This window comes from Vallitalea pronyensis (assembly GCF_018141445.1).
GTDB classification, from domain to species: domain Bacteria; phylum Bacillota; class Clostridia; order Lachnospirales; family Vallitaleaceae; genus Vallitalea; species Vallitalea pronyensis.
The window spans coordinates 1,928,960-1,953,555 of the sequence record NZ_CP058649.1 but is presented as its reverse complement, the minus strand read 5'-3'; the positions used below and the strand labels follow the sequence as shown (position 1 = coordinate 1,953,555).

Here is a 24,596-nt window from a genome sequence, read left to right as displayed (position 1 = left end):
TACCATGAAGATAGCCCCCTTACGATTAATTATCTGTCTAAATATCGATCATATGAAGCTTGTTTATATGCAGTTGCTTCGTCAATGCCCATATCTTTAATGGTTGCTACAAATTGATCAAAGTTATCAAGTGATTCTATACCCATAACGAATTTGGTGAACATCTCTTCCACATAAGTATCCACTTCGCTCATAATGCGGGAATACCCTTCTTGTTCTTCAACTGTAAACAAGAGTGATTCCGGTAGTACGTTCTCATAATCTGCTTTCTGCCATCTCTCCCAAGCATCGTGCTGATCCTCTGTATCGTAGAATATTTTCTGTTCATCCCATGCATAGGTTGAAATAATATCATGGATGACCAATTGTCGTCTTGCATATGAAAAAGGTAAGCCATCGGGATTGTTTTCCACTAAATCGGTATATTTTTTATTGCCTTGCTCATCATATTCAAAGGTGACCCCTTCATCCCCCCAGACGGTTAATTCAATACCCTCTGGACTGTATAAATAGTCAATCCATTTGACAATGGTCACAGGATCATCTGCTGCTGTGGTAATAAACGTTGCTTCTTTTTTAACATTGGATAAAAAATGTCTGAAATGTATTTGATCACCTTTATTCAATACAGGATAAGGTACAGCTATCAAATCAATGTCTTTATTATCGGCCTTAGCCAAGTGTTCCAATTGTTCCAAATTAGTTAAATGAGCTACTGTTGCACCTGCTTCTCCATTAATTAACATGGGTTTTACGTGCTTATTCATGTTACGTGACAGGTAGTCCGCATCCAATAACCCCATTTCATACCACCGATTCAACAAGGTTAAAAACTCTCTATACCCCTCTTGAATAGGGCCGTATTTTACCACATTGCCTTCTTTAAAGAATTCAGATTCTGAAGGTACGCCATATGCTCCTGAAAAAACATCATTTAAGAAACCAATGGTATTATTGGCAGGCCAAGTAAAGGGCGCTTTTATACCCATGTCTTTAAATGCAATTAACATGGTTTCCCAATCATCAATGGTCTCAGGTATACCCAGTCCCGTCTTATCAAGGAGCTTCTTATTAAGGAATGGACCCCAGAATGGTAAACCTCTCATTTCGGGTGCAGGTATGATGGAACCAAATGCTTTAATGGTTCCTTCATCTGTATAACTATCCCGTCGCACATCCTCATCGGCACTCATCATGGCCATATAGTTTGGTGCATGTTCTTCTATGAGTTCCGTTGCATTGATGATAATGCCGTCAGCAATAGCACCATCAACGCCACCCTTATAGTTTTCCGATAGATTACTATGAAAGGCATCCGGTAAATTCTGGGAACTAAAAATCAAATTAAGCTGTTCTTCTTCTTGACCCACTGGCGGGTTAACGTATTTGACATCCACACCTGTTTCTTCTGCCAACCTAGGTGCAAAGGGATGCTCATTGTGACTCTCCATGCCCTTTGCTGTAAAAGCATGTATAGGATGCCAGTACTCAAATGAAGGTCGTTTATCTTTATCTGCTGAATCACTGCCTGATGGACTAGATTCACCAGATGTTGACTGCTTACCATGATTATCTTCTGTTTTTGAACAACCTGAAAAGACAGCTAACCCCATAACGAAAACAAGCATTATCGCCACTATTTTTTTTGCTACCATATTATAAGCCTCCTAATAATTTGTTATCTCACACGGTTATGCATGGGTGATGCTATGTATCTGCTATTATGTCATAACCATTAAGAAAAAATACCTCATTGTCCATGTTGTCTTAATGGAACATATATCTTCAACAACCGCTAGCAAGTTGAAGGATATTCGTATTATATACCCTCACTGGCTTATTGGTAAATCAGTAGATTTTGCAGCTTACGATAGGCCATATCCTTATAAATTGGGCATATACATAAAAAAGATACAACAAATCGACGAAATTTGCTGTATCGTTTTATTTTGATTACTTGCTGTTTTGGCGGAATTTCCCAGGTGTAATGCCTTCATAACGCTTAAAGACCCGAATAAACACATCGCTGTTTAAATACCCACACTTGATGGCAATGGTTTTAATGGTGTCATTGGTTTCAATAATCATGGGTTTTGCTATTTTCAGGCGCTCAAGGTGAATATAATCGGAAAGATTAATACCACAATCTTTTTTAAATTTCTTGGATAATATGGACATATCCACTTTGAATTTGCATGCCAGCTGACTAACGGATAAATTGGTATCCATGTAATGCTGATGAATATGGTGTTTGACCATTTTAATCATATTGCCATCCCCATGCTTATGATCACTCTTCACGTGTTCCTTAATGGTATCCAGTGTTTTAATAATCCCTGTACGTAAATCCTCAATGCTGTAGAACCCAATTAGCTTATCATAGAGTTCATCCAGGGCTATTAATTGGGCATCCAGATTATATTTCTCCACGGTATTCATTAAAATGTTAATGATACCAAACATTCTACATTTTACACTGTTCATGGGCATGGTTTCTTGGTTAAGGACTAAGCTGAATAAGTTATTAATGACATTTTTCGCCTTTTGAAACTCGCCGCTATCTAATAGCATGATAAAATTATTCTCATACTGATAATACTTAATATGGGTAATCTTTTTCCTATACCCCATGACAGACTTGTACTGACCTACACCAGACTTGCCGTAGACCAGCTGATGTTCTAATGCTTGTAAGGCTTCGTCATAAGCATCGTTTAATTCATGGAGGGTTGTCTTGGGTTGACTCATGGCAACGGACACATCGGCTTTGTTCATTTCTTCTTTAAAACCGTTTAACCATCTGACGATACCATGATCATGATGAATTTTCTTCGTATAATTAATCATGCATACCACCATATTGTTCAGGTATACAGGATAAAGTGCAGCATTAGACGATTCCTCTTTAAACACAGCATAAAAGGTGTTTTTAATGTCTTCAAGAAACCCTAGAAAAGCTGTGTTTTCCTGCAACGATTGATCATCATAGGAGTTCAGGTAAAAAATAACCACATTGGTATAATCCCGTAATAAATCAATGCCATAATAATCCATTATTTTCATGAAAGATCCTTCGTCATCAATGGGTTGGTTCAACATACGGATTAAAAAATAGTTTCTCAGATAATCCCTGTTCATCAACATGGTCTCTTCCATGCTGCTTTTATCGTTTAAGGTTTGTTCCACCTTTTCTTGTAAAAACTTAAACGCATCATCATGATGGGGTGTCTGATTATCTGACCGCAACAGGTCAATGGTGGATGCCAAAGGGTCATAACGTCTTCTTTTCACGTAAACAATGGCCAATATACTCAGGATAAGGATAAGAACCAAGCTAAAAAAAGCAATCATCTGTACACCTTTTACCCGTTTATTAAAAACCGACGTTGGTGTAATGGTCAAATAACGCCAATGGCTGTTATTGGACGCTGCCATATAGGCATAATAATCTCTTTTATCATGAATACTCAGAAAACCATCTTCCATAGTCCCTAAATCATAGGCTTCAATGGCATTTAAGATGCCTTCATCGCCATAGGCATATAAGATATGGTTGTTCTTATCAATAATGGCAAACGTAGCATTGCCCTCACTGATTTCCAGCGTCGATGCCATAAGTTCATCAAAGTATTCATTATTCAGCTTAATGACTGCAATGGCATTGGGTTCAGAATAGATACTTGAAGGTAAAGACTGTAGATACACAATGCTTTCCAGCTTGTGGGTATTTTCTAAAAATATAGGATACAACTCACTGCGATGCTCTTGATGAATGATGGTATACCATTTTGGAAAATACCAGGCCACATCATAAAAAGCTTTATCACGCATACCTGTGGTATTGGTATAGCCATAAGGTCCAATAATGGTTTTATTTAAATAACAATAAACAAAAAAATCCTCAATAAACCCATTGGATAGATTGTAGGCACTAAAATTACTAATCACATGCTTCAAGGTATAACGGTTGAGGGTACTCAGCTCATTTTTTGTATGAATAATACCATATAGTGACTCATCGGTTTCCAGCTGCATGGTAAATTCTCGAATGTTATGGATACGTTGGTCGATGGATAACTGCAATTGTTTGATGACCACCTTATTGGCTTTTATGACTTCATCTTGAATGACTTGATTACTATAAAAGTTAAGACCGATACCCACCAATAGGGGGATACATAAGATAATGATATAATAAGATAAAAAAGAAGTCAGGAAACCACTTTTCTTTTTTGACTTTGTCTGACTCAACATCAACTCACCCTAACGTATTTATTTGTTTGTTAAATCTCACTATAGCATTAGTATAAACGTGAACAACATGAAAGTCAATTTACTATGATTGTGGAAAAGATGGGACTGTAAATAAGCAATCTTGTTGGCTAGAGGTTCTCGGAAAATATAAGAGGTTAAGCTTTTCAGACCCCTAAACGTCCATGTTTAGTAGTGCAACATGTCCATGTTGCTTGAACAGGGGTCTCGCCGTCCGTGGCTACGCTTTTCGCTTAACCTCTTTTATTTTCCTACTATATTGACGTTAGTTTGCTTGACAGTTTACTCTTCCTCTATTATAAATCGCTTCCAATTCATGTAGTTGGGCAGTTCAAACCTTCCCTCTACATAGGCTTGCCAAGAACCTTTGTCGTTGCTGTACTTATCAAGCACATAGCTGTCAAAAATATCACCGTGACCAAATATTCTTGGGTCATTGGTCTTTTGTAGATACGTTTCTAAGGTCTGCCAAAGCTCTGCTTTGATTTCATGGTAAGCTGGATTATCTGCTAGATTGAGCATGCATTCTGGGTCGGTAGCTACATCAAATAATTCTTCCAAAGGGCGTTTACCAAAGGCTAACTGATAATACACATCGTTTCCATGTTCCTTCATCTCCATGATCAGGTCTTTGGTTGGGGATCCATCACAGTTACCAAATAATGTTTCTGGATTGCCTGCAGGCCATCTATCGGGTTCAAAATTACGTACATACAGGTACTTGTCTTTTCGAATACACCGTACAGGATAACCTACATCACCTTCACGCCCACTGTCGTGGTTCTCACGACCCATGGTCACATATACCCGATTGTTATCCAATGTACCGGATTCTTCTGATACAATCAGGTCCAAAAAGCTCTGCCCGCTAAACTGTTGGTGCATGGGCACACCAGCTGCTTCTAAGAAAGTTGGTGCAAAGTCCGTAAAACTCACAAAATCATCTATCTCCCTGCCTCCATTACCTAATTTCGGCCAGCATACAGCTAAGGGCAGGTTAAAATCCTGTTGATACATCTGCCCTTTTACCCGGGGGAATGGACAGCCATTATCGGATGTAACAACAATGATGGTGTTATCAAGCTCATTTCTTTCACGTAATATAGCTAATATTTGACCAAGGTGCTGATCAAAATAATCAATTTCATAGGCATAATCTAAGAGATCCTCTTTCACAATAGGATCATCAGGCCAATAAGGTGGCAGGGATGGGATATCTTCCAGCTTTTTGCCATGGCGTATGCCTTCACCTTTAACATAATGACGATGAGGCTCAAAACCGCCATACCAGAAATAAAAGGGCTGGTCTGCTTCTTTCTCATCAAGAAACACTCTAAAATTCTCTGTATAATCACAGTTGGATACGTGGGTCTTCTCAGGTGGCACTAATGTTTTGTCGTTATAGGCAGGTCCTGCTGGGTTCCATTTTCGTGTCGTCTGCCAGATACCTGGACCCCAGCCTTTCCCTGTATACCCTACGTGATAACCTGCATCCGCTAACAATTCAGGAAAGGTTGCAAATTTCTCTGGAAAAGTAATCACAACATGACAACAGGCATCTTCTAACTGCCATGTATGCATGCCTGTACAGATACTGGCTCTTGATGGGGCACATTTGGGATTGGTTGTATAAGCCTGATGAAAGAGTGCACCTTCCTTAGCTACCCAATCAAAATGAGGGGTATGGACAAACCCATGGCCATAGGCTCCCATATGGGATGCATCATCCATAATCGCAAATAAAATATTAGGTCTTTTTGATATTTCCATGTTTTCACTTCTTTCTGTGTCTTCATCCATATGTGAACATATGCTTTAGATGAAGGGTCCAAATCATCCATGTTTTACCCGGTATTTTATCAGGAGATGCCGCCAATGTGAATGCTTTTATACGACATATCTTTGTCATAATCAGACATGTGTCTACCCTATTTTAAGCAGTATGCATGCTATCTTCTCTTTCTTTCAAACGTGCAACAAGTTCCTTGATTTGTTTTGCCACATTGGGCTGTTCGCTGACTTCTAAAGGCAAATGTTTTTCTTCAATGGTTTCCAATATACCATGACGTGCTACAACACTCCCTACTTGGCAGTTATGGCCATAGCCACAGGTATAACATTGACCATATCCTTCTACTGTCACATGTCCTACAATCTTCATCTCATTGGATTTCATAAACCGTTCAATCATTTCCCGAACAGGGTCATTGCCTGTGGCTGAACGGGACGTACTCACAGTTATCCCTATTTTATCTTTGAGTGAGAAAACACTGTTATGTCTGAAGCTAAATGTACGTTCCAAGCATGCATGCCCTAAAGCATTGATTGTACCATAATAATTAGGGGCACCAAAAATAATAATATCCGCTTGACGCATCTTCTCACCTATTGCATTCCAGTCATCTTGCACTTTACATGTATTATCTGCTGCACATCGGGTACATCCATTACATCCATTTATCCTTTTTCCTGCTAATGAAACAACATCATATGTAGATCCCAATTCAGACGCAATGGCTTCCACCGTTTGGTGAATCATACGATTTTTCCTTGGACTTGCACTAATACCTAGAATCATTTTTCATCCTCCTAAAAACTATTATTTTTAGCTACTTAAGCGTCACGTTATCATGTCCATTAGCTACAAGAATAATATACCACGTCTAATGAAAAATTTCAAAAGTTATAAGTATTCTGTTTTCTATAACGGGTAGGCGACATCCCTACTTTCTTTTTGAACAACCATCCAAAATAACTATGATGGTTAAAGCCTACCTCCTTGGCAATATGTGCAATGGACAACCTGCCATCATTAAGTAATAATTCTTTTGCCTTCTGAATGCGTAGTTCATTCAAGTAGGCAATGGGCCTCATGTGCATCTCCTCTTGAAAAAGATGACAAACAAGCTGTTGTGAACAAGGTATCACTTGAGCGAGATCATCCAAGGTAACATCATGGCTGTAATGGGTTGCTATATAGGCTAGAATGTGATGGATTCTTTTCGTGCTCAGGGAATCTTCCTGTTTCATTTGGTCCATGTCTATAGCTTCTTTCACATCTACCAACAGCTGATACAGTCTAGCAGAGGATTGATAGATGGATAGGTCATCACTGAACTTGGCGATTCGATAGAGATCCAATAGACCATCTCTTAGCTTACTAAAGCCGTTCAACTCATAAACACTGGCCATACCCAGTGAAAAAGCCTGTCGTATGGCTTCTACACCACTGCCTAGGTAGGCTATAAAATCAATGCCCCATGGTTCTTCCATAGCATGATAATGATGAGGCATATGCATGGGTATAGCGTACAGCATGTTTTTCGTAATGTCATAGGTTCTTCCTTCAATAGATAACCTTCCCTTTCCTGCATAACAAAAAAACAACTGATCAGCCGGATAACCATTCTGACGTTGAATGGGGACTTGGTTGTTAAAGCCACCGATGCATTTAATATAAAAAGGTAAATGTAGCCTTTCTTGCTGAGTAGGATGGTAAAAGCTATCCATGGGATCACTGCCTTTCATATCTTTATAATTGTATCATATCTTTATATTGAAAACCTTGTGATGACTAGATTATGATAGAGTTACAACCCATTATACCAATTCATATGATGATAAAGGAGTGAAACCATGCCACGAAGAATTGAAGCTTTTAATGATCAATGGCAGTACATGGCTGACTTCTCCCCAGCTTATATTGAACCTGCTTTCAATGATGCATCCTTTGAAGAAGTCTGTCTGCCCCATACCCATAAAGTGTTACCTTATAACTATTTTGACGAAAAGGATTACCAATTCGTATCATGCTATCGAAAACATTTTACCCTTTCAAGTGATGACAAAGGAAAAATCATCTTCCTGGATTTTGAAGGGGTTATGACCTATGCCAAGGTCTACTTAAATGGCACCTGTATAGGTGAACACAAAGGTGGTTATACACCCTTTAGTATAAACATGACGGAGCATATCCGTTTTGATGAAGAGAACGTGTTAACGGTGCAGGTTGATGCAAGAGAACGGGAGGACATACCGCCTTTTGGATTTGTCATAGACTACCTGACGTTTGGAGGCATTTACCGAGAAGTTTCCCTTCGTGTGGTTGAGCCTTTACATATCCATACCATCTACGCAAAACCACAAGATGTATTAGAACCTGTAAAAGCAGTGCACACGGATATAGCCATTATTAACAAAACAGGTAAAGAGGTTACTTTTGACCTTCAGTTGACACTTGCCACAAGAGACGGCAAGCAGTTGGCGACATCCTATGAATCCATGTGTGGTTCCTTGGAAACATTGGATTGTACCATGATACTAAAAGGATTAAAAGCTATTCAGCTGTGGGATATCCATACGCCCTGTTTATACACGGTTACGGTGTCCATTATTATGGATGGCGTTGTCATGGATGCCTATACCTCCCTTATAGGTTTTCGAACAGCTGTTTTTACAGCAGAAGGCTTTTTCCTTAACGGTAAGCCCTTGACAATCATGGGGTTAAACCGTCACCAGTCCTTTCCATATGTTGGTTATGCCATGCCAAAACGTGTCCAGCAAAAAGATGCGGATATCTTGAAATTTGATTTAGGGTTGAATACGGTGCGTACTTCCCACTACCCTCAGTCCACCCATTTCTTAGACCGCTGCGATGAAATTGGACTTCTTGTCTTTGAAGAGATACCTGGCTGGCAGCACATTGGGGATGCTCAATGGCAAGAGACAGCCTGTCAGCATGTGTCCGACATGATTATACGTGACCGCCATCATCCCTCTATTATCTTATGGGGCGTACGTATTAATGAATCGGTGGACCACCATGATTTCTATATAAGAACCAATGCAATAGCCCACCAATTGGATAAGACACGACAAACGGGTGGTGTAAGAGCACGAGAAAACAGCGAATTCTTAGAAGATGTCTTTACCATGAATGATTTTATCAATGGTCGCAATGGGGATACACGTATTGCTAGGTCTCAACAAGAAACCACAGGCCTTACTTATCAAGTGCCCTATTTAATTACGGAATATGGCGGGCATATGTATCCTACAAAACGGTTTGATCAAGAAGAACGTCTGGACCACCATGCACGGCTTCATATGCGCATGATCAACCATGTACACCTTGACCCTCATCAATCAGGTGGCATTGGCTGGTGTGCATTTGATTATAACACCCACCATCAATTCGGTGCCGGTGATCGCATCTGTTACCACGGTGTCATGGACATGTTCCGTTTGCCCAAATTTGCTGCTTATGCTTACGCCAGTCAGATAGCACCTTCTGAAAAAATTATCCTCGAGCCTGTCACACGTTATGCCATGGGCGAACGTTCAAGAGGGGGTATTACACCATTAACCATTTATACCAACTGCGATAGGGTTGACTTCTACATAGCCGGTGTAAAAAAAGGGGAATATTACCCAGCTGTTACTGACTATGCAGGTGTACCCCACCCACCTATTATCATCGATAAACTGGATGGTACATGGGGGTCTAATTGGTCCGATGGTTTGTTTATTGGTTATGTCCGTGATAAAGAAGTGATACGAAGACAATATGCTTGTAACCCTGTCTTAACCAACCTTGACATTGCAGCAGATGATCTTGAACTTGCATCTGGTGATTGGGATGCTACACGGGTAACCTTAAAAGCTGTTGACCAATATGGAAATCTTATCCCCTTTGTGGATTGTATCGTCCATGTGACCATTGACGGTCCTGGCAGCATCATTGGTCCACAGGCTTTCAACCTTATTGGAGGTGAACGTGCCTTATGGGTAAAAACCCATGGTGTGCCTGGTACCCTCACGCTAACATTTGCCGTTGAAGCATTTCCTAATAAGACAATGATGATTGAAGTAAAGTAAGGTAAATATACGGCTATCAGAAAATACGTTTAAGATGGTTTATTTATTTTCTGATAGCCTAACGTACTGAGCAGTAACCTTCTATCCGCTAAATACTATTTATGGGTGATATCAATGATTCGAAATACACCTGCTGGAATGGTTACATTAATTTCTTTGTTTTGTATTTGAAGTTCTTCCCCACTTAGAATATCTTGACATTTTTTACCTTTTAAGTTTTGTAAAGTTATCGTCGCTTCACGTTTGCGTGGTGTTGTATACCCTGCATCCAGTAGAATAACACGTACATGTTTACTGTCAACACGAATGACTGTCCATGCTACTTGATCTCCCTCAACAACCACAGGTAATGCATCCTTAGCGTTGCTTAGCATGGTCTGTACCGTATCCTTATACGCATCAGGGGATTGCTTCTCACCCAGGTTGTTGTAAAAATATTTTCCATCGGTGACAATTTTGTTATCAAAATAGGAATGATCACCAGCGTTATCCGAAATAATGGGTATGAACCCATAAGGTGTTGTGGGTAGAAAATTAAGCATTCTACTGCTAGCACCATAACCATATCTGGAAATATCATGTTCCGCAATGGGATAACCTGCCCAATAAGGGTCTATATGGTCAAAAACATATTTCTCCGTATTATTGGGGTCAAAGCCTATCATATTGTGACCATTAATGCTGTGTTTAATATAGTCTGGATCAGGGGTTGTCATGCTTAAAGCGATAGGTGCTATGGACAATATCTGATCATTCTCTGGTACGATCAAGGCTCCTTTATCAACCAGCTTATACACCAATTCGCATTGGTCTCTGCCTGTACCTAAGCCGTTTTGAAAATATGTGGCGCCAAGGGATAGATTATAAACCAAATTCCGTATATAGGTGCTTTGGGTTTTTTGAGCACTCCACTCAAATTGTCGTGCATAGGATGCATTATCCTCAATTAACCTGCCGCCCCAATCATCAAAGGCTCCTGTCATCCATAGACCTACTCTACCAGCCACACTGAGTTCTTGGGTTCTTGAATTGGTCTCTTCCATGGACGGTATGACCACATCTTTATATTTTTCATCAAAGAGAGGTGCCCACGCCTCATCGTAGTACTGTCCATTCCAGAATGTGCCCTTAAACCTCAAGAAGATTTTAGCGGACCCATAAGTTTGACACAGTTCTGCCAAAGGCACTAACTGGTTGTTGATGGCATAAGCCATGTGCTCATTTTTAATGGATAGCTCCGAATATATAAACATTTTACAATGATTAGGAGCCGCTTTTAAGATACCTTCCAAGGTGGATAGCTGCATATAAAACGGGTCTGATCCGTGACCTGCCCACATGGAAAAATCCTGTCCCTTGGCTTCCCATTCGGCCGCTAATGCGATTAATTCTTCAGCGGATTTATCATAGGTTTTTCGTTTATCCTTATGGGTCTGCCAATAAGGAGATAACCCAGAACGGTCATAATCTTCTTGCCATGAAGCAGAAAAATCAGCAAATTGAATGGCATCATTAGGGGTCATTTCATCCAGCTCTGGGGGTACATCCAGTAGAGCTATGTGGATGCCGCTGGAAATGGTATCTTGATAGGATGGCTTCACAAAACTCTCCAACTGACGGTCAATTTTTTCTATGTTACGTTGTACATCCTTAATCCGTCCAGTGAGTTCCATGTTTTCAAAAGCTTCTCCCCATTGATTATGATCCAACCGCATGGCATATATGGCATCACCACCTGAGGTTTCACTGGCCATGTAATAGGTGTTGGTCTCAGGGTCAAATGCGCCCCCTGCAAAGGATGCAGGTCCGGAATAAACGGCCTTAAGATTGCCATCAAGATCATTGACAATGATTTGATGTTGATTAAGCCCCAGTATATATTCCTCACCCATGGAAGACATTTTAATATGAGAAAGGAAATTCATTCTGTAATCTCGTTTTACCACCTCATCTGAACTGGTAGATGACTTGATATAGTCACCATGACAGTTAAGGATTATATATTGACCTGGTGTCACTTTTCGGCTGTGAGGCAGAAGGATTTCACATTGACCATCCTTATTGATATCTGCCAACACCATACGCCCTATGTATTTATCCTTTTTAATGGCGTTAAGTGAAATGGTCCATTCAGCTTGCATGGTATCCACATCCAACATTAATGCATGGGTAGTACTGTTATCCGTTACAGTGGTTACCGCTACCAGGTATTCCTTTCCTGTACCATACATATCCGCCGTTTCAAGATGTCTGATGATGCCTGTTTCACTCTCAAAAGTATCCAACACGGCCCCATCATGAGATAGCTTATAAATGGTTCTGTCAATCCCCCCTACAAGAATATGTTTCTTGTTATGGTCTGCTTGGATGGTATTGACACAATAGAGGGGTGCTTTTGTGTTGTGCTGCCACAATAGTTTTCCTCTCTTATCAAAGACATACAGTGAACCATCTGCTGATGCGGCCATGCTTTCATCAAAGCCATCACCGTCTATATCATCGACATATAAATCAAATATAAAACTGCCATTGGTTTTACCCGTCCACAGGTGTCTCCCATTGGACTTATAGGCAAGTACTTTTCCGTCATAAGAGGCTGCAATAACCCCTCTTCCATTGGTTAAGGTAGCTGGTTTAACATGATAGATATGGTGATTGGTGGAAAATCCAGTGATGATGGGACTAGCCCCATGAACATAATGATCTTGACCCATCCTCATTATGGAAAAAGCAAACATAGCTATCATCACGACAGCCATTAATTTCTTAAATGTTCGATTATTCATATTTCTTATCTCCTCTTCCTAAAATCATCAAAATTACCTATACATGTAACTAAAAGCTTATTTTGCATGGAATCTTTTAGGTAGCATGCATTGCTCAGCTATAAATGTCCAGTTAATGAAGAGTTTTTTATCGGTATCAAAGATGTAAGAGATTCAACAACCGCTAGCAAGTTGTTGAATAGTTATATTATAGACGTCCTCCCCTTCTTTCGTAAATCATTTAGATTTGCTACCGACGATAGCTGATAACCCTCATATAAATGGACTATCATAAAAAACGATACCCAAATCGATGAAATTTGACGTATCGTTTTATTTTGATGATGAAAAGAACGTTTATGCTTTTAACCCTTCACAGAGCCAATCATAACACCTTTAACAAAATATTTTTGTAAGAATGGGTAAATGACCAGTACAGGTATACTGGATACAATGATTAAACCATATTTTATAATCTCTACTAATCGTTGCTGGTGGAGGGCTTCTTCTACGTCTAACAGCTCTGTATCAATGGCATTTTCTATAAGAATGCTTCGTAAAAACAGTTGCAATGGGTATAATTCTTTATCGGTTAAGTAAATAAGACCTTTAAAATACTCATTCCAATAGGAAACTCCATAATAGAGAGACAATACGGCTATAATGGCCTTTGACAAAGGCAGAACCACCCGAATAAAATACTGTATATGGGTACAGCCATCGATAACAGCTGCCTCATATAATTCTTGGGATAAAGTAGAACGGATAAACGTTCGAGCTAAAATGATGTTAAACACACTGACAGAACCAAAAAGTATCATGATGGTCGGTGTATTGTACAACCCTAGTTTCTGAACCAATAGATATGTGGGAATCAGACCACCATGAAAATACAATGTAATGAGTAAAAACATCATGAGGAATTTCCCGCCCATAAATTTCTTGATGGATAATGCGTAACCAATCATCATGGTCATGATGACACCGATAGAGGTTCCTGTAATGGTGTAGAAAATGGTGTTGCGATAACCTGTCCATAGGTCTTTATGGTTAATCAATAATGTATACCCTTCAAAGGATATTTTTTTGGGTAGTAAAATCACTTTTCCTGAGTTGACCAAAGTAGGGTCTGAAAAAGACGCAATGACAATAAAATACAAAGGATAGGCAACACTAAGAACAACAATCCCCAGTAAAATATAGATGATGATATCAATGGTCTTATCACTTTGTTTTGCAATTGAATTCATAGGCTTTATCCTTTCTACCATAAACTGGTTTCCGTTACTTTTTTTGAAATACGATTGACACTGACCAGTAGTAGGATATTAATGATTGTATTAAACAAACCAATAGCTGCCGAGTAACTGTACTGAGCATCCAACAAACCTACCTTATAAATATAGGTGGATATAATTTCTGACGATGCCAGATTAAGATCATTCTGTAACAAAAATGTTTTTTGAAAACCTACATTCATGATACGACCCACATTCATAATAAGAAGAATGACAGCCGTGGGCATAATGGAAGGTATATCAATGTATCGAATTAGATGCCACTTATTGGCACCATCTATTCTTGCCGCTTCATATAACGATGGACTAATGGCAGAAAGGGCCGCTAAATAAATAATGGCTCCCCAACCTGCATTCTGCCAAATACCTGAAAACACATAGATGGTCTTAAAATAGCCCGGGTTCGCCATAAAATTCACTTTGTCAAAACCAAGTCCTCCAATAAGATGATTAATGACGCCACTGGTAGGCGAAAGAAAGAGAATAATCATACCAGCCATGACCACAACGGATATAAAATGGGGTGCATAGGTAACCGTCTGAACAAATTTCTTGAATTTCAAATTCTTTGTTTGATTGAGCATCAACGCTAAAATGATGGGCGCTGGAAAACCAACGGCCAATTGATAAAAACTAATACCCAAGGTATTGAGAATTAACCGCTTGAACTGATAGGATGTGATAAACCTTTCAAAATGCTGAAACCCTACCCAAGGACTACCCGTAATCCCCTTCATGGCAATAAAATCTTTAAAGGCAATCTGTATACCGTACATGGGTAGATAGTGAAACACAATAAAGTAAATAATCACCGGCAGGGCTAACAACCATAACTGATAATCCTTTTTCAACTGTCTGATGATTTTTTTACGTTTAAGTCTGGGCTTTTTTTGGTTCAATGCTGCATATGCTTCCATAAACTTAACCTCCTATAATGTCATGGGACACCAATTCTAGCCATATCATAAAACATAAATCCCTTGTAAGTAAATGCACATTAATTTTTACAGGTATACAATTATTGGCGTGTTTAATCATAGCTGTCAATGTACCAAAATTATAGGGTTGTCAATAATTATCCGTATATTGTGGCGATAAATCTTCTATGATACAATAAGACATCAGGTAAGGAGGTATTTACATGATCATTTCTAAAGGAACAACCTATTTTCGCAGGAACCTCATCTCATACTTCATTATTTTTTTTCTACCTTTCTTGATATTTAGTTTAATCTATCAACTTCGATTTCGGACAACCCTACAAGAAGAACTGATTGACAATAATTTTAAACAATTATCCGCTTTAAAAACAACGGTAGACGATGAACTTGAACAACTACAGGCCATTGTTAATCAAACAATTTTTAGTCAGAATATGGTGCCTTTTCATTTCAATTTGATGCCCCTTGAAGCTCTAAAACGGATAGAGATACTAGACCAGTATACATCTACCAATCCCTTTATTTATGAGATGATGCTGCATTATCATGGTGATCCATTTATCTACTCATCAACCGGTTCTCTATCCCTTGATAACACCTTTGGCAAAGTGTATTCTTTTGAAAACTGGCCCCTGGAAACCTTTGTTCAAGATTTGGAATCATCGGCATATAAAACCATTAAAGTACATAAAAAGTTAAGTGTTTATACGAAACAAGAAGCCAAGACTTATACAGTGCTTATGTACGGCATTTCCCATGATGGCATTAATCATTATGGAAAGCTTCTTTTTTTCATTCCTGAAGAAGCCATCACCTCCATGATTGACACCATCTATGCTGCTAATAATCATTACACATTTATATTAGGTGATAATGGCGACTTAATTACATCCAAACAGTCCAATGGTTTAATTGATCATGCTCACTTACAAGATTACCTGAATGCATTAAAAGCCCCCAACTCATCGGTGATTGTGCCCATTAATGGTTCCGACTATCTCCTATCATCCACCTTATCGCCAGAAACGGGATGGCAGTATATCAACTTTACATCGGTTAATGCCGCATTGGCAGTAGCTGTTGAGATGCAGCAGCAATTTTTCGCCATGGTTATTCTGCTGTTACTAGTGGGCATCGTCATCATTTCATTTCTTATGACCATCAATTACAGCCCTATACGAAAGTTGCAAAACACAGCAAAAACCATTGTTTCCAATAAAAATCAAATGGATAAAAATGAATTTCGATATATTGAAGACGCCATCACCTTTTTACGTGATAAAAATACCGCTTTAGTAGAAGCCATGGATGACACAAAAATTGCTTCCAAGGATTATGTCATTGGACAGCTTTTGTCTGGACAAACCATGAAAAGTGATCTTATGGACTCGGGCGTTATTAAAAAGGTGATGAACCCCCATCATCATCATTATGTTGTCTTTATCGTGAATATTTCTCAGGATGAACACATATGGTCGGATATGAAGTTAGAACTTATAGGGGATATTGAGAACTACTCCAATGAACATATGGTGCTTTTATGTAAGGAGAGCATTGTGGCAAACAGCATCACTGTGTTATGTTTATACGATGACAGCTATGTTCATCTGTTGCATGAACGTTTGAACGAAGTCCTTCAAGGGTTATCTTTTAAATGGAAGGAAGATGTCACTCTGGGACTCGGTATCAGCTTCACGTCTTTGGATGATTTGCCAAAATCTTATATGGCAGCGTCAACAGCCATTGATTATCGTTTAATGGTTGGTAACGGCTCCATGATTCTCTATGATGAGATTGTGGGCAATATGAAGAAGGTTACCAACTACCCACTTGCTGACCTTAAACTTTTTCGATTGTCCATTAAAAAAGGGAATGTACAGGATATTGATACCATTTTAAATAACATTGTGAGCCAATTTGCTTCCAATACCATACCTATTTTTATAGCCCGTACCATTTGCTATGAAATCATTCATACCGTTGTGAACAGTTATGAGGAGTTAGGGCAAGAACATCAGGATATTTTTTCGAAATATCCGGATATCTTTTCCATTACCAAGTATGAGTCCATTGATAAGATTATAGAAATTGTGAAGTTGATCAGTTATGATGTGTGTAAATCCTTAAGTAAATCCTACGATAATGATAATAAAATCCTCATTGCCAATATGAACACCTACATACAGGATAATTATATGGATGCTAATTTTTCGCTTCAAACCATGGCGGATCATTATAATACCCTGCCGCCTAATTTAAGTTCTTTTTATAAAGAAAATACCCATAATAATATTTTTGAAGTGGTGACGGAGCTGAGGATGACTGCTGCCAGTGAGTTGTTAATGACGAGTCAATTACCTGTGAATCAGATTTGTAGTAAAATTGGGTATGATAATGTGTCCAGTTTTATTCGTCGGTTTAAGCAGTATTATGGTATTACGCCGGGGCAGTATCGGTCGTTGAATGTAGGGTAGCTAGGGTTGTTGGTATTTGTTTAGGGTTGTGGTTTTGGAAAGTTTGGGTTATTTTGGCGTTTAAGGATTTGTAATGTTTAAGTTATTGTGGAGGTTGAGTTATTGTGGTGTTTCCGCTCCAATGGTATAGGGTAATATTACGTCAGCAGGTTAAACGTCCGTGTTTAAGCTGCTGAACTCGCCGTCCGTGGCTCGTGCTCCATATTACCCTATACCATTTCCGCTGGGGTTGTGGGGTATAAAGATGGATGATATAGCCTTGACCCTGCTAGAATGTTGAGAACTGTATATTAACATACTATATTCTTTTTTAGTTTAGTATTGTAATTAGCTTTAATTAATGGCATTTAACTGGAGGATATGTACGTTGTGTAATGAATAATGCCCTTTGATATGTTATAAGGCTAAAAAGGTTATCTGAAATGCGTTATTTCAGATAACCTTTTTTTGGTTTATCATGTTTAATGATTGTCTCTTAACTATGATATGGGACTATTTTAGTTGATACAGTGCTTTTAGTTGTTGAAACGGTCGAGGGCATCTTGATGAATTTGAATGAGTTCTTTTAGTCCCATTTGGTTTAGACGGTCCAAATAGCTGTCCCAGTCATCTTCTATACCGCCTACTTGCATCCACCTTGCATACATTTCGTTGCTATAGTCCACGATGTCTGTTCGAAGGATGGATAGTCTCTCGACTTCTTTTAGGGTGAAGAATACTTTTGGATAATACTCCCCGCGATAGTGTTGATTGTAATAGGCATCCAGCATGTGTTTTTCGGCGAGATGTTTGGGCTTTTCGGCTAACATGGCGGATGCTTCTGGTGTGACGTTATCGATTCGGACTTTACCTTGTGGGATGACGCCTGTGCGGTTATCTGTTGTGGCTTCCACTAAGGTCTCGTATTTGCCATCACCATCTTTATCTTCAATATGTACACCATCTTTTAAGGCATAGGATATCTGTAAACCAAAGAAGGGTTCGTAGATATGATCGACCCATGCCATGATGTACTCTGGGTTTTTGGCTTCATAGGATACGGCAAAAGCGCCCTTACTTTTTACACCGTTTATTCTTTCGGGATACAGTTGATGGCCTTTGGGTCCTACGAGTGGTGGCACGGGTACATAGGTGTCGTCACCTTCTTCAATAGCCCAACCTGTACTGCGCCATGACTGGAAGGAGCCTACGATCCGCTCTTCCGATTTAAGCTTGGCTTTGAATGCTTTTGAATCATGGGTGAAAGCTTCTTGGTCGATTAGACCTTCTTTGAATAATCTGTTGAAGAACATAATGGCTTCTTTATAGGCTGGGTCGGCAGCTGTGAAGATGACTTTGCCATTCTGGACATCAATATGGGTTTTATAATCATCAATGATACCAAATGCACCGAATAAATCGGATATATAATTGGTTGATTTTTGAAAGGAATAGGGAATTTCATCGTCAGGGTCACCATTTCCGTTCACATCATTTTCTTTGAAGGCTTTCAGCACTTGATAGAAGGCTTCTGTGGTTGTAGGCACTTCCATGTTAACCGCTTCTAGCCAGTCTTTATTGATGTAGTGGACATTGGTGGTGGTGGTCACCGAACCGTTATCAAAGGATGGCAGACCATAAATGTGGCCGTCAGGGGCTGTAACGGATTTTTTGAGTTCTGGATACTTCTCAAAGGTACTGGATAAATTAGGCATAATCTCTGGGGTAATATAGTCTTCTAAGGGAATCAACATACCTTGTGTGCCATATTTTAGCACATCATTATCCGTTAGAATAAAGTTACCGAAAAAAGCATCCGGTAAATTGTTGCTTGCAAATAACAGGGATCTCTTTTCTTCCCATCCTGCATCAGGCACCGTCTGCCAATTAATCTTTACACCTGTTTTTTCTTCTAATTCTTGATAGATTTGTATCTCATTAGGGCTTAAATCTGCATCTAATAAAACAACGGCAAAGTCTAAAGGCTCAACCTCATCCCCTTGTTCCTTATCCTTATTATTATGGGACGTACTTGGTGTATCTGCTCCTTCTTTGCTATCCACTGTTTTTTTAGAACCACAGCCAGCAAATACACTGACAGTCAATACCCATACAATGGTTAATGCTACTATTTTCTTCATATTAAGCTCCTCCCGCTAATATTATACATGGTTATGTCCTATGAACGTGTATCCAATGCATGCGTGAATACTATATATGTATCATATAACCATCCATTCGTACTGTAAATATACATTCATTTTTTGATGTATGCAATTATTGTAAACCCTGTAATCTTCAACATGTCTGAGGGTATTGACAATTATTATATTCAATATTTTTCAGACGTACACCTATGTTTTGACAACATCAATTCATTGGTTAATCCGTCCTTACACATGCATTCAACAATTGTACAGGAACCCGTCTGGCTAATAAGGTGTCCATTTCCCTGTTGAATACGATCTAGATACCAGCATCCTTTTAGTTTTACTCTTACCACAGATGCCTTGCTTTCTGAACCGTACCAGTATCGTCCGTAGATGGACTTTTCAGTTCTGGTATAATCCAGATTGTAATCCTCACAGATCCCCTCATAAAATCTTAAATCAGGGTCACAGATGGACAAGATTAACGTATCATCCAATGCCTTCACTGTTAGGATGGCTGGCATGGTAACAGCCAGTATGGGACTTGACCATGTACCCCAATGCTGCTCTAAGGTATAATTTTTCTCAAATAAGACATAGGCAATGGTTTCAGTGGGCCTTATGCCTACAATATGGGCTTGTTTATTTTGTTGTAGCATTTGAAAAGGGGGATCATCTGAACCCATTGCATCCACAAAAGTCATCATGGATTCAAGGGTTGTACCCACTTTCAGGATATAAGCATAAGCCGCATAATCGGGTGCATGACCGTGATCAAGCCATGCCATAGCACGGTCTCCCTCTGTTGTAATACAATCAGCGCTGTCTCTTGATACACAATGCTCCTTGGCAACCCATAGCTTTTGATGACCAAAAACATAATAACCGTTGCCCCGATTATCTATTAGCCAATTGACCTGATTCTCATCCAATTGATAGGTGAACCCAAAGTCATCATGCCCTTGGGTATCATTGATGTATAGTTTGTCTTGCTGGTGTTCCAAATGATTTTGAAAAAGTGTTGTTTCCACAGGATATTCCGAAAGACCACTATGAATATCCGAACCTAAACACAACACATAATCGTCTGCATAAAAGTATGTTTTGGTGGCATAAAAAGATGCCATATTGTATTTATCATGACCTCTTAGTTTTAGTGCAAAGACACCATTTCCATCACTGGTATCCAAACCACCTACAAAATGCTGATCCGATAGAAGCATTTCCGCCCATTCATCATCCAAATTCAGTGGTATGGACTTGATTTTATCAAGAGGCATGTACATGGACGTGGTACCGGGCCATCGTCGCCAGTCAAATCCTTGATCAATAGCTAGACCGTTGTTAAGCCCTCCCGTTGCTTCCGATGCAGGGTACAAAATCTCCATAAACCCATAAGAACGGAACATACTATAAGCCACATAACGCTTACCAAACCAAACCTCCATTGGATACACATAACGACTGTGACCTTTCACACCTACAGCCCATTGATCTCTTCGATGAAAGGCAGCGGCTGAATAAGTTAATGTTTTGTGTCCCTCAGGTGCTATCCATGGTTGAATGCCTTTTGCTTCAAAGGCTTGATAATAGGAATCCTCTTGATGTACTTGACTACTTTTAGTAAGGTACATATACATAGCAGCAGTTTGTTCTTCACCGTCAATGGAACCAAAGTTGGCAAAATGCCATAAACCTGTTGACCGCTTATGGTTAAAGGCGTAATGACTGGTGGTAAACGGTTCATACAAACCGTTTCGAATAAAGTACTCTGTTTCTAGGATATAACGAAAACGCTGGTAAGCCGAAGGGGCAAAATCAAAGGCTGTTCCATGGACCATGCGAAATAACCTTGCCAGAGTGAAATTGGCCACATCATGATACTGATAGATAAAGGTACCATGATGAAAAGATGTACCATCGGGTTTATAACTGCTGGTTAATCCAGGTCCATAGCCTAGATTCTTTTCTTCTATGTGCTTTATCAAAGCGCGCATTTCCTGTACTTTCTCAGGTGTATCGTCCATCAGTAGAACACTTACCAGCATACTTGGCAAGGAAAAAAACGTATCATCTGTATTCTCTCCTTTGGCCCTGACCCTGCCATTAGCCCCTGTGCTATCATAGATGCGATGCATATCAAATTGCTCCCTCAGATGTTGTATGGCTTTATCACGCAGGTTTTCTTCTATTAACACATCTTTCATATACAGCAGGCCTGTTGCAAACCCTCGATTATTATACCACCTTAGACGGTAGTTCTGATCCCATGCATGGCGCAGCATCATCATGAACATCTGCTTGTATATAGGCTGATGGGTTTCATTGTATTTTAACCCGATGATACCCATGAGTGAGTTAAATCGGTAGGACTCTGGCATATCTATGTACCTGCCTGTTATGATGCCTTGTTCATCGGTTAGATCATATGATGCATACTGTTTGATGATTAGGTCCTCATCACCATTCTCCCAAGGATAGTGCCGACAATCCATTTCCTTTGATAGGGTTTTATAGCCATGTGTGATATGTTTGAAGCCTTCTTTTTCATGACACGTCACTTTAGGGGGTTTTGGAAAAAGAGGTCTGTTCAGTAGGTGGTCATTTCGGTACCAATCTCCGTGGCAACGGCGCCTAGGATGCATGGGAATATTGGGCATTTGCTTCGAAGCTCCAATGTTATTGGGTTCAATGGGCTTCATACAGGCAATGTTTGCAAGGTATACAGTTCCAGAGGTTTTAGCCGCTGCTTGAATCTTTAACCAGGATAAGTCTTTCCCTATATGCCCTTCCATGATACCTCGGTTAAAGGGTAATTTAATTTCCTGCCACCCTTCATGATTCAGTAAAAAATCAAATGTACAGTGGACTTTTGGCAATCCTTCCACATCATTCTCACCAAATTCAAAAGTAAGCACCGTTTCCGATGGTGCTTCACTATAGAGATAGCACTGAAAGCCTAAAGGTTTCCCCATGACAGAACAGACTTTACCACCCACAACATAAGTCGCCATCACTTCTGGTTCTTTATAGATCATCTTTTGATAAATGATGAGTGTATCGTCCTTGGTATAATCCCATTGCAGGGCATAGTTGGTAAGATAATGCCTGTTGGTAATGGATAGGGTACCATACTCTGCTGTGATGTTTTTGGGTACAAATGGTTCATCAAATGTTATACAGTCATAAGGTACATCCTTAAATGGTGTATCTGACATGGTATTCCTCCTATTTGAAAGCTTATATATATTCCATTCAAAGGGTAATCAGCTTCATGTAATCCCCTCCATGAATGTAGACGAGTATCCCCTTTTTAATCTTAATCTCTTTTATCATAGCTGCTCCTGTATTATCGGTTTAATAAAAATGGATCTTTTATTTTAGCTAAATAGCCTCTGAGTACATGATCATAAGCCATACAGCGTGAATCATCCTGACTTACCATTTCAGGATTCAATTGAAGGGGGTCATCTTTCAGATGATAAATGTAACGTACCTGCTTATCCTCAGGATGGCACCCATTATCCACCACATAGGTGTGTGTTTTCGTTCTGAGTCCTCTCCATCCAAAAGCTTTGTTGTTTAATCCACGTTCTCGGTAAGGTTCTACAAGCTCTGGCAGTCCTGGAATCATGGATAAGAAGATACTTTTTGGTTCATCCTCTACTGTATCCTGTTGCTTGTCAGCTCTATTAGATGGGTGCATGAGGACATGCTTAAAGCTGCGCCCATGAACAGTTGAAGGTATGTCAATACCAAGTAAATCAAGCAGTGTGGGCATGTGGTCAATGCTGGAGAATAACACATCTGTACGTCCAGCTTTTATGCCTCCACCACGTATAATAAATGGAATATTAATGGATTCTTCATACCATATGTTTTTGCCCGTTCTTCCATGAGCACCGAGCATTTCGCCATGGTCTGCCGATAACACAACAATGGTATTCTCCACCAAATTATGTTCTTTTAAATAAGCCATGATTCTCCCAAAGTTATGATCAAGTCCTGCGATAGCCCCATAGTATTGTTCTACACGTTTTATATAGGCTGGGTCATTTTTCAATGTATCGGGTACATTAGCCATGAGTTGATGTTGATGGATTGTTTTCAAATACTTATCTGGCACCTTATCTAGAGGGGGATGGGGCGGATTCCAAGAGATAAACATACAAAAGGGTTTGTCTTGGTCACGATTTTCCAAGTAATCAAGTGCTAGATTGGTTTCAAATTCGGGGGACCAGATTTTGGGTTTAACCTTTTTGTTGTTATCTTGCCAATAGTGAGGGTCAAGGTGAGCATTCATAGCACCATAAGAGCACCAATAGTCAAAGCCTTGTCGCCTTTCCCCTTTTGGTGTATAAGCATCCCAGTTATCAGCACCGGATTCAGGGGTATCCTGAAAATTTTTCTCACTGCCATCTAAATGCCACTTGCCAATATAGGCTGTGGCATAACCTTCTTTTTTTAATACATTCGCAATGGAAACTTCTTGTGGTTTCAGCATAACCACTTCATCAAGACCAATCTTGCAATTGGTCCAAAGGCCCAAACTGTATGGGTATTTACCTGTCATCAGTGCACCACGATGGGGTGAACATAAGGGATATGTACTGATCGCATGATCAAATACCATGCTCTCACTGGCAAATTTATCCATAGCAGGTGTTGCTACAGGTTCACCTTCAAAGCCCATGCCCTTTTTCCTCCATTGGTCTGCAAAAATATATAAAATATTCTTCTTTTTCATTTTAACCTCCTTGAATTTAGTGGGCTGTATCATGAAAATACGCTACAGCAAGCCCATTTACTTAAAACAATATCATATTAACATTCGTCAATA

General features: G+C 39.5%; 13 protein-coding genes. 2 read left to right on the top strand and 11 right to left on the bottom strand.

From position 1 onward, the window contains the following. Positions 1–29: 29 nt before the first annotated feature. The 5 genes from HZI73_RS08030 to HZI73_RS08010 form a co-directional block, all read right to left on the bottom strand. Positions 30–1,655, bottom strand: coding sequence for an extracellular solute-binding protein (locus HZI73_RS08030; protein WP_212697730.1), 1,626 nt, complete (start codon positions 1,653–1,655; stop codon positions 30–32). Positions 1,656–1,953: 298 nt separating this feature from the next. After that, entirely contained in the window at positions 1,954–4,254 is a 2,301-nt protein-coding gene (locus tag HZI73_RS08025) for a helix-turn-helix domain-containing protein (RefSeq protein WP_212697729.1), read from the bottom strand. A gap of 300 nt (positions 4,255–4,554) precedes the next feature. After that, positions 4,555–6,042 carry a sulfatase family protein gene (locus tag HZI73_RS08020; protein WP_212697728.1) on the bottom strand — a complete coding sequence of 496 codons (1,488 nt, stop codon included), beginning with the start codon at positions 6,040–6,042 and terminating at the stop codon, positions 4,555–4,557. 163 nt (positions 6,043–6,205) lie between these two features. Continuing rightward, entirely contained in the window at positions 6,206–6,850 is a 645-nt protein-coding gene (locus tag HZI73_RS08015; protein WP_212697727.1) for a flavodoxin family protein, read from the bottom strand. Between the two features lie 98 nt (positions 6,851–6,948). Continuing rightward, complete coding sequence (locus tag HZI73_RS08010) at positions 6,949–7,800, bottom strand: helix-turn-helix domain-containing protein (protein ID WP_212697726.1); 852 nt, start codon at positions 7,798–7,800, stop codon at positions 6,949–6,951. A gap of 108 nt (positions 7,801–7,908) precedes the next feature. Between HZI73_RS08010 and HZI73_RS08005 the strand changes: the two genes are divergently transcribed. Further along, positions 7,909–10,149: a glycoside hydrolase family 2 protein gene (locus HZI73_RS08005; protein WP_212697725.1), complete on the top strand. Its 2,241-nt coding sequence runs from the start codon at positions 7,909–7,911 to the stop codon at positions 10,147–10,149. 95 nt (positions 10,150–10,244) lie between these two features. On the opposite strand, the gene HZI73_RS08000 is transcribed toward HZI73_RS08005, so the two are convergent. The 3 genes from HZI73_RS08000 to HZI73_RS07990 all read right to left on the bottom strand — a co-directional run bounded on the left by HZI73_RS08000 (position 10,245) and on the right by HZI73_RS07990 (position 15,129). Continuing rightward, the gene (locus HZI73_RS08000; RefSeq protein ID WP_212697724.1) at positions 10,245–12,935 is read right to left on the bottom strand and encodes a PQQ-binding-like beta-propeller repeat protein; all 2,691 of its coding nucleotides are present in this window, start codon (positions 12,933–12,935) and stop codon (positions 10,245–10,247) included. 344 nt (positions 12,936–13,279) lie between these two features. After that, positions 13,280–14,164 (bottom strand): carbohydrate ABC transporter permease, encoded by an 885-nt coding sequence (locus HZI73_RS07995; RefSeq protein WP_212697723.1) that lies wholly within the window; start codon positions 14,162–14,164, stop codon positions 13,280–13,282. A 14-nt stretch (positions 14,165–14,178) separates the two neighbouring features. Beyond that, the gene (locus HZI73_RS07990) at positions 14,179–15,129 is read right to left on the bottom strand and encodes an ABC transporter permease (protein ID WP_212697722.1); all 951 of its coding nucleotides are present in this window, start codon (positions 15,127–15,129) and stop codon (positions 14,179–14,181) included. A 224-nt stretch (positions 15,130–15,353) separates the two neighbouring features. Between HZI73_RS07990 and HZI73_RS07985 the strand changes: the two genes are divergently transcribed. Next, entirely contained in the window at positions 15,354–17,627 is a 2,274-nt protein-coding gene (locus HZI73_RS07985; RefSeq protein ID WP_212697721.1) for an AraC family transcriptional regulator, read from the top strand. Between the two features lie 515 nt (positions 17,628–18,142). Here the strand turns inward: HZI73_RS07985 and HZI73_RS07980 are convergent. The 3 genes from HZI73_RS07980 to HZI73_RS07970 form a co-directional block, all read right to left on the bottom strand. Continuing rightward, the gene (locus HZI73_RS07980) at positions 18,143–19,747 is read right to left on the bottom strand and encodes an extracellular solute-binding protein (protein WP_212697720.1); all 1,605 of its coding nucleotides are present in this window, start codon (positions 19,745–19,747) and stop codon (positions 18,143–18,145) included. A gap of 191 nt (positions 19,748–19,938) precedes the next feature. Then, positions 19,939–22,974: a chondroitinase family polysaccharide lyase gene (locus HZI73_RS07975; protein ID WP_212697719.1), complete on the bottom strand. Its 3,036-nt coding sequence runs from the start codon at positions 22,972–22,974 to the stop codon at positions 19,939–19,941. 131 nt (positions 22,975–23,105) lie between these two features. Further along, positions 23,106–24,503, bottom strand: a complete 1,398-nt coding sequence (locus HZI73_RS07970) for a sulfatase family protein (RefSeq protein WP_212697718.1) — start codon at positions 24,501–24,503, stop codon at positions 23,106–23,108. Positions 24,504–24,596 lie beyond the last annotated feature (93 nt).

Bases quoted from the DNA above. Each gene is read 5' to 3' on its own strand.
- HZI73_RS08005 (WP_212697725.1), top strand. From the start codon at position 7,909: ATGCCACGAAGAATTGAAGCTTTTAATGATCAATGGCAGTACATGGCT.
- HZI73_RS08030 (WP_212697730.1), bottom strand. From the start codon at position 1,655: ATGGTAGCAAAAAAAATAGTGGCGATAATGCTTGTTTTCGTTATGGGG.
- HZI73_RS07970 (WP_212697718.1), bottom strand. From the start codon at position 24,503: ATGAAAAAGAAGAATATTTTATATATTTTTGCAGACCAATGGAGGAAA.
- HZI73_RS07995 (WP_212697723.1), bottom strand. From the start codon at position 14,164: ATGAATTCAATTGCAAAACAAAGTGATAAGACCATTGATATCATCATC.
- HZI73_RS08010 (WP_212697726.1), bottom strand. From the start codon at position 7,800: ATGAAAGGCAGTGATCCCATGGATAGCTTTTACCATCCTACTCAGCAA.
- HZI73_RS07990 (WP_212697722.1), bottom strand. From the start codon at position 15,129: ATGGAAGCATATGCAGCATTGAACCAAAAAAAGCCCAGACTTAAACGT.
- HZI73_RS08015 (WP_212697727.1), bottom strand. From the start codon at position 6,850: ATGATTCTAGGTATTAGTGCAAGTCCAAGGAAAAATCGTATGATTCAC.
- HZI73_RS07980 (WP_212697720.1), bottom strand. From the start codon at position 19,747: ATGAAGAAAATAGTAGCATTAACCATTGTATGGGTATTGACTGTCAGT.
- HZI73_RS07985 (WP_212697721.1), top strand. From the start codon at position 15,354: ATGATCATTTCTAAAGGAACAACCTATTTTCGCAGGAACCTCATCTCA.
- HZI73_RS07975 (WP_212697719.1), bottom strand. From the start codon at position 22,974: ATGTCAGATACACCATTTAAGGATGTACCTTATGACTGTATAACATTT.
- HZI73_RS08020 (WP_212697728.1), bottom strand. From the start codon at position 6,042: ATGGAAATATCAAAAAGACCTAATATTTTATTTGCGATTATGGATGAT.
- HZI73_RS08025 (WP_212697729.1), bottom strand. From the start codon at position 4,254: ATGTTGAGTCAGACAAAGTCAAAAAAGAAAAGTGGTTTCCTGACTTCT.
- HZI73_RS08000 (WP_212697724.1), bottom strand. From the start codon at position 12,935: ATGAATAATCGAACATTTAAGAAATTAATGGCTGTCGTGATGATAGCT.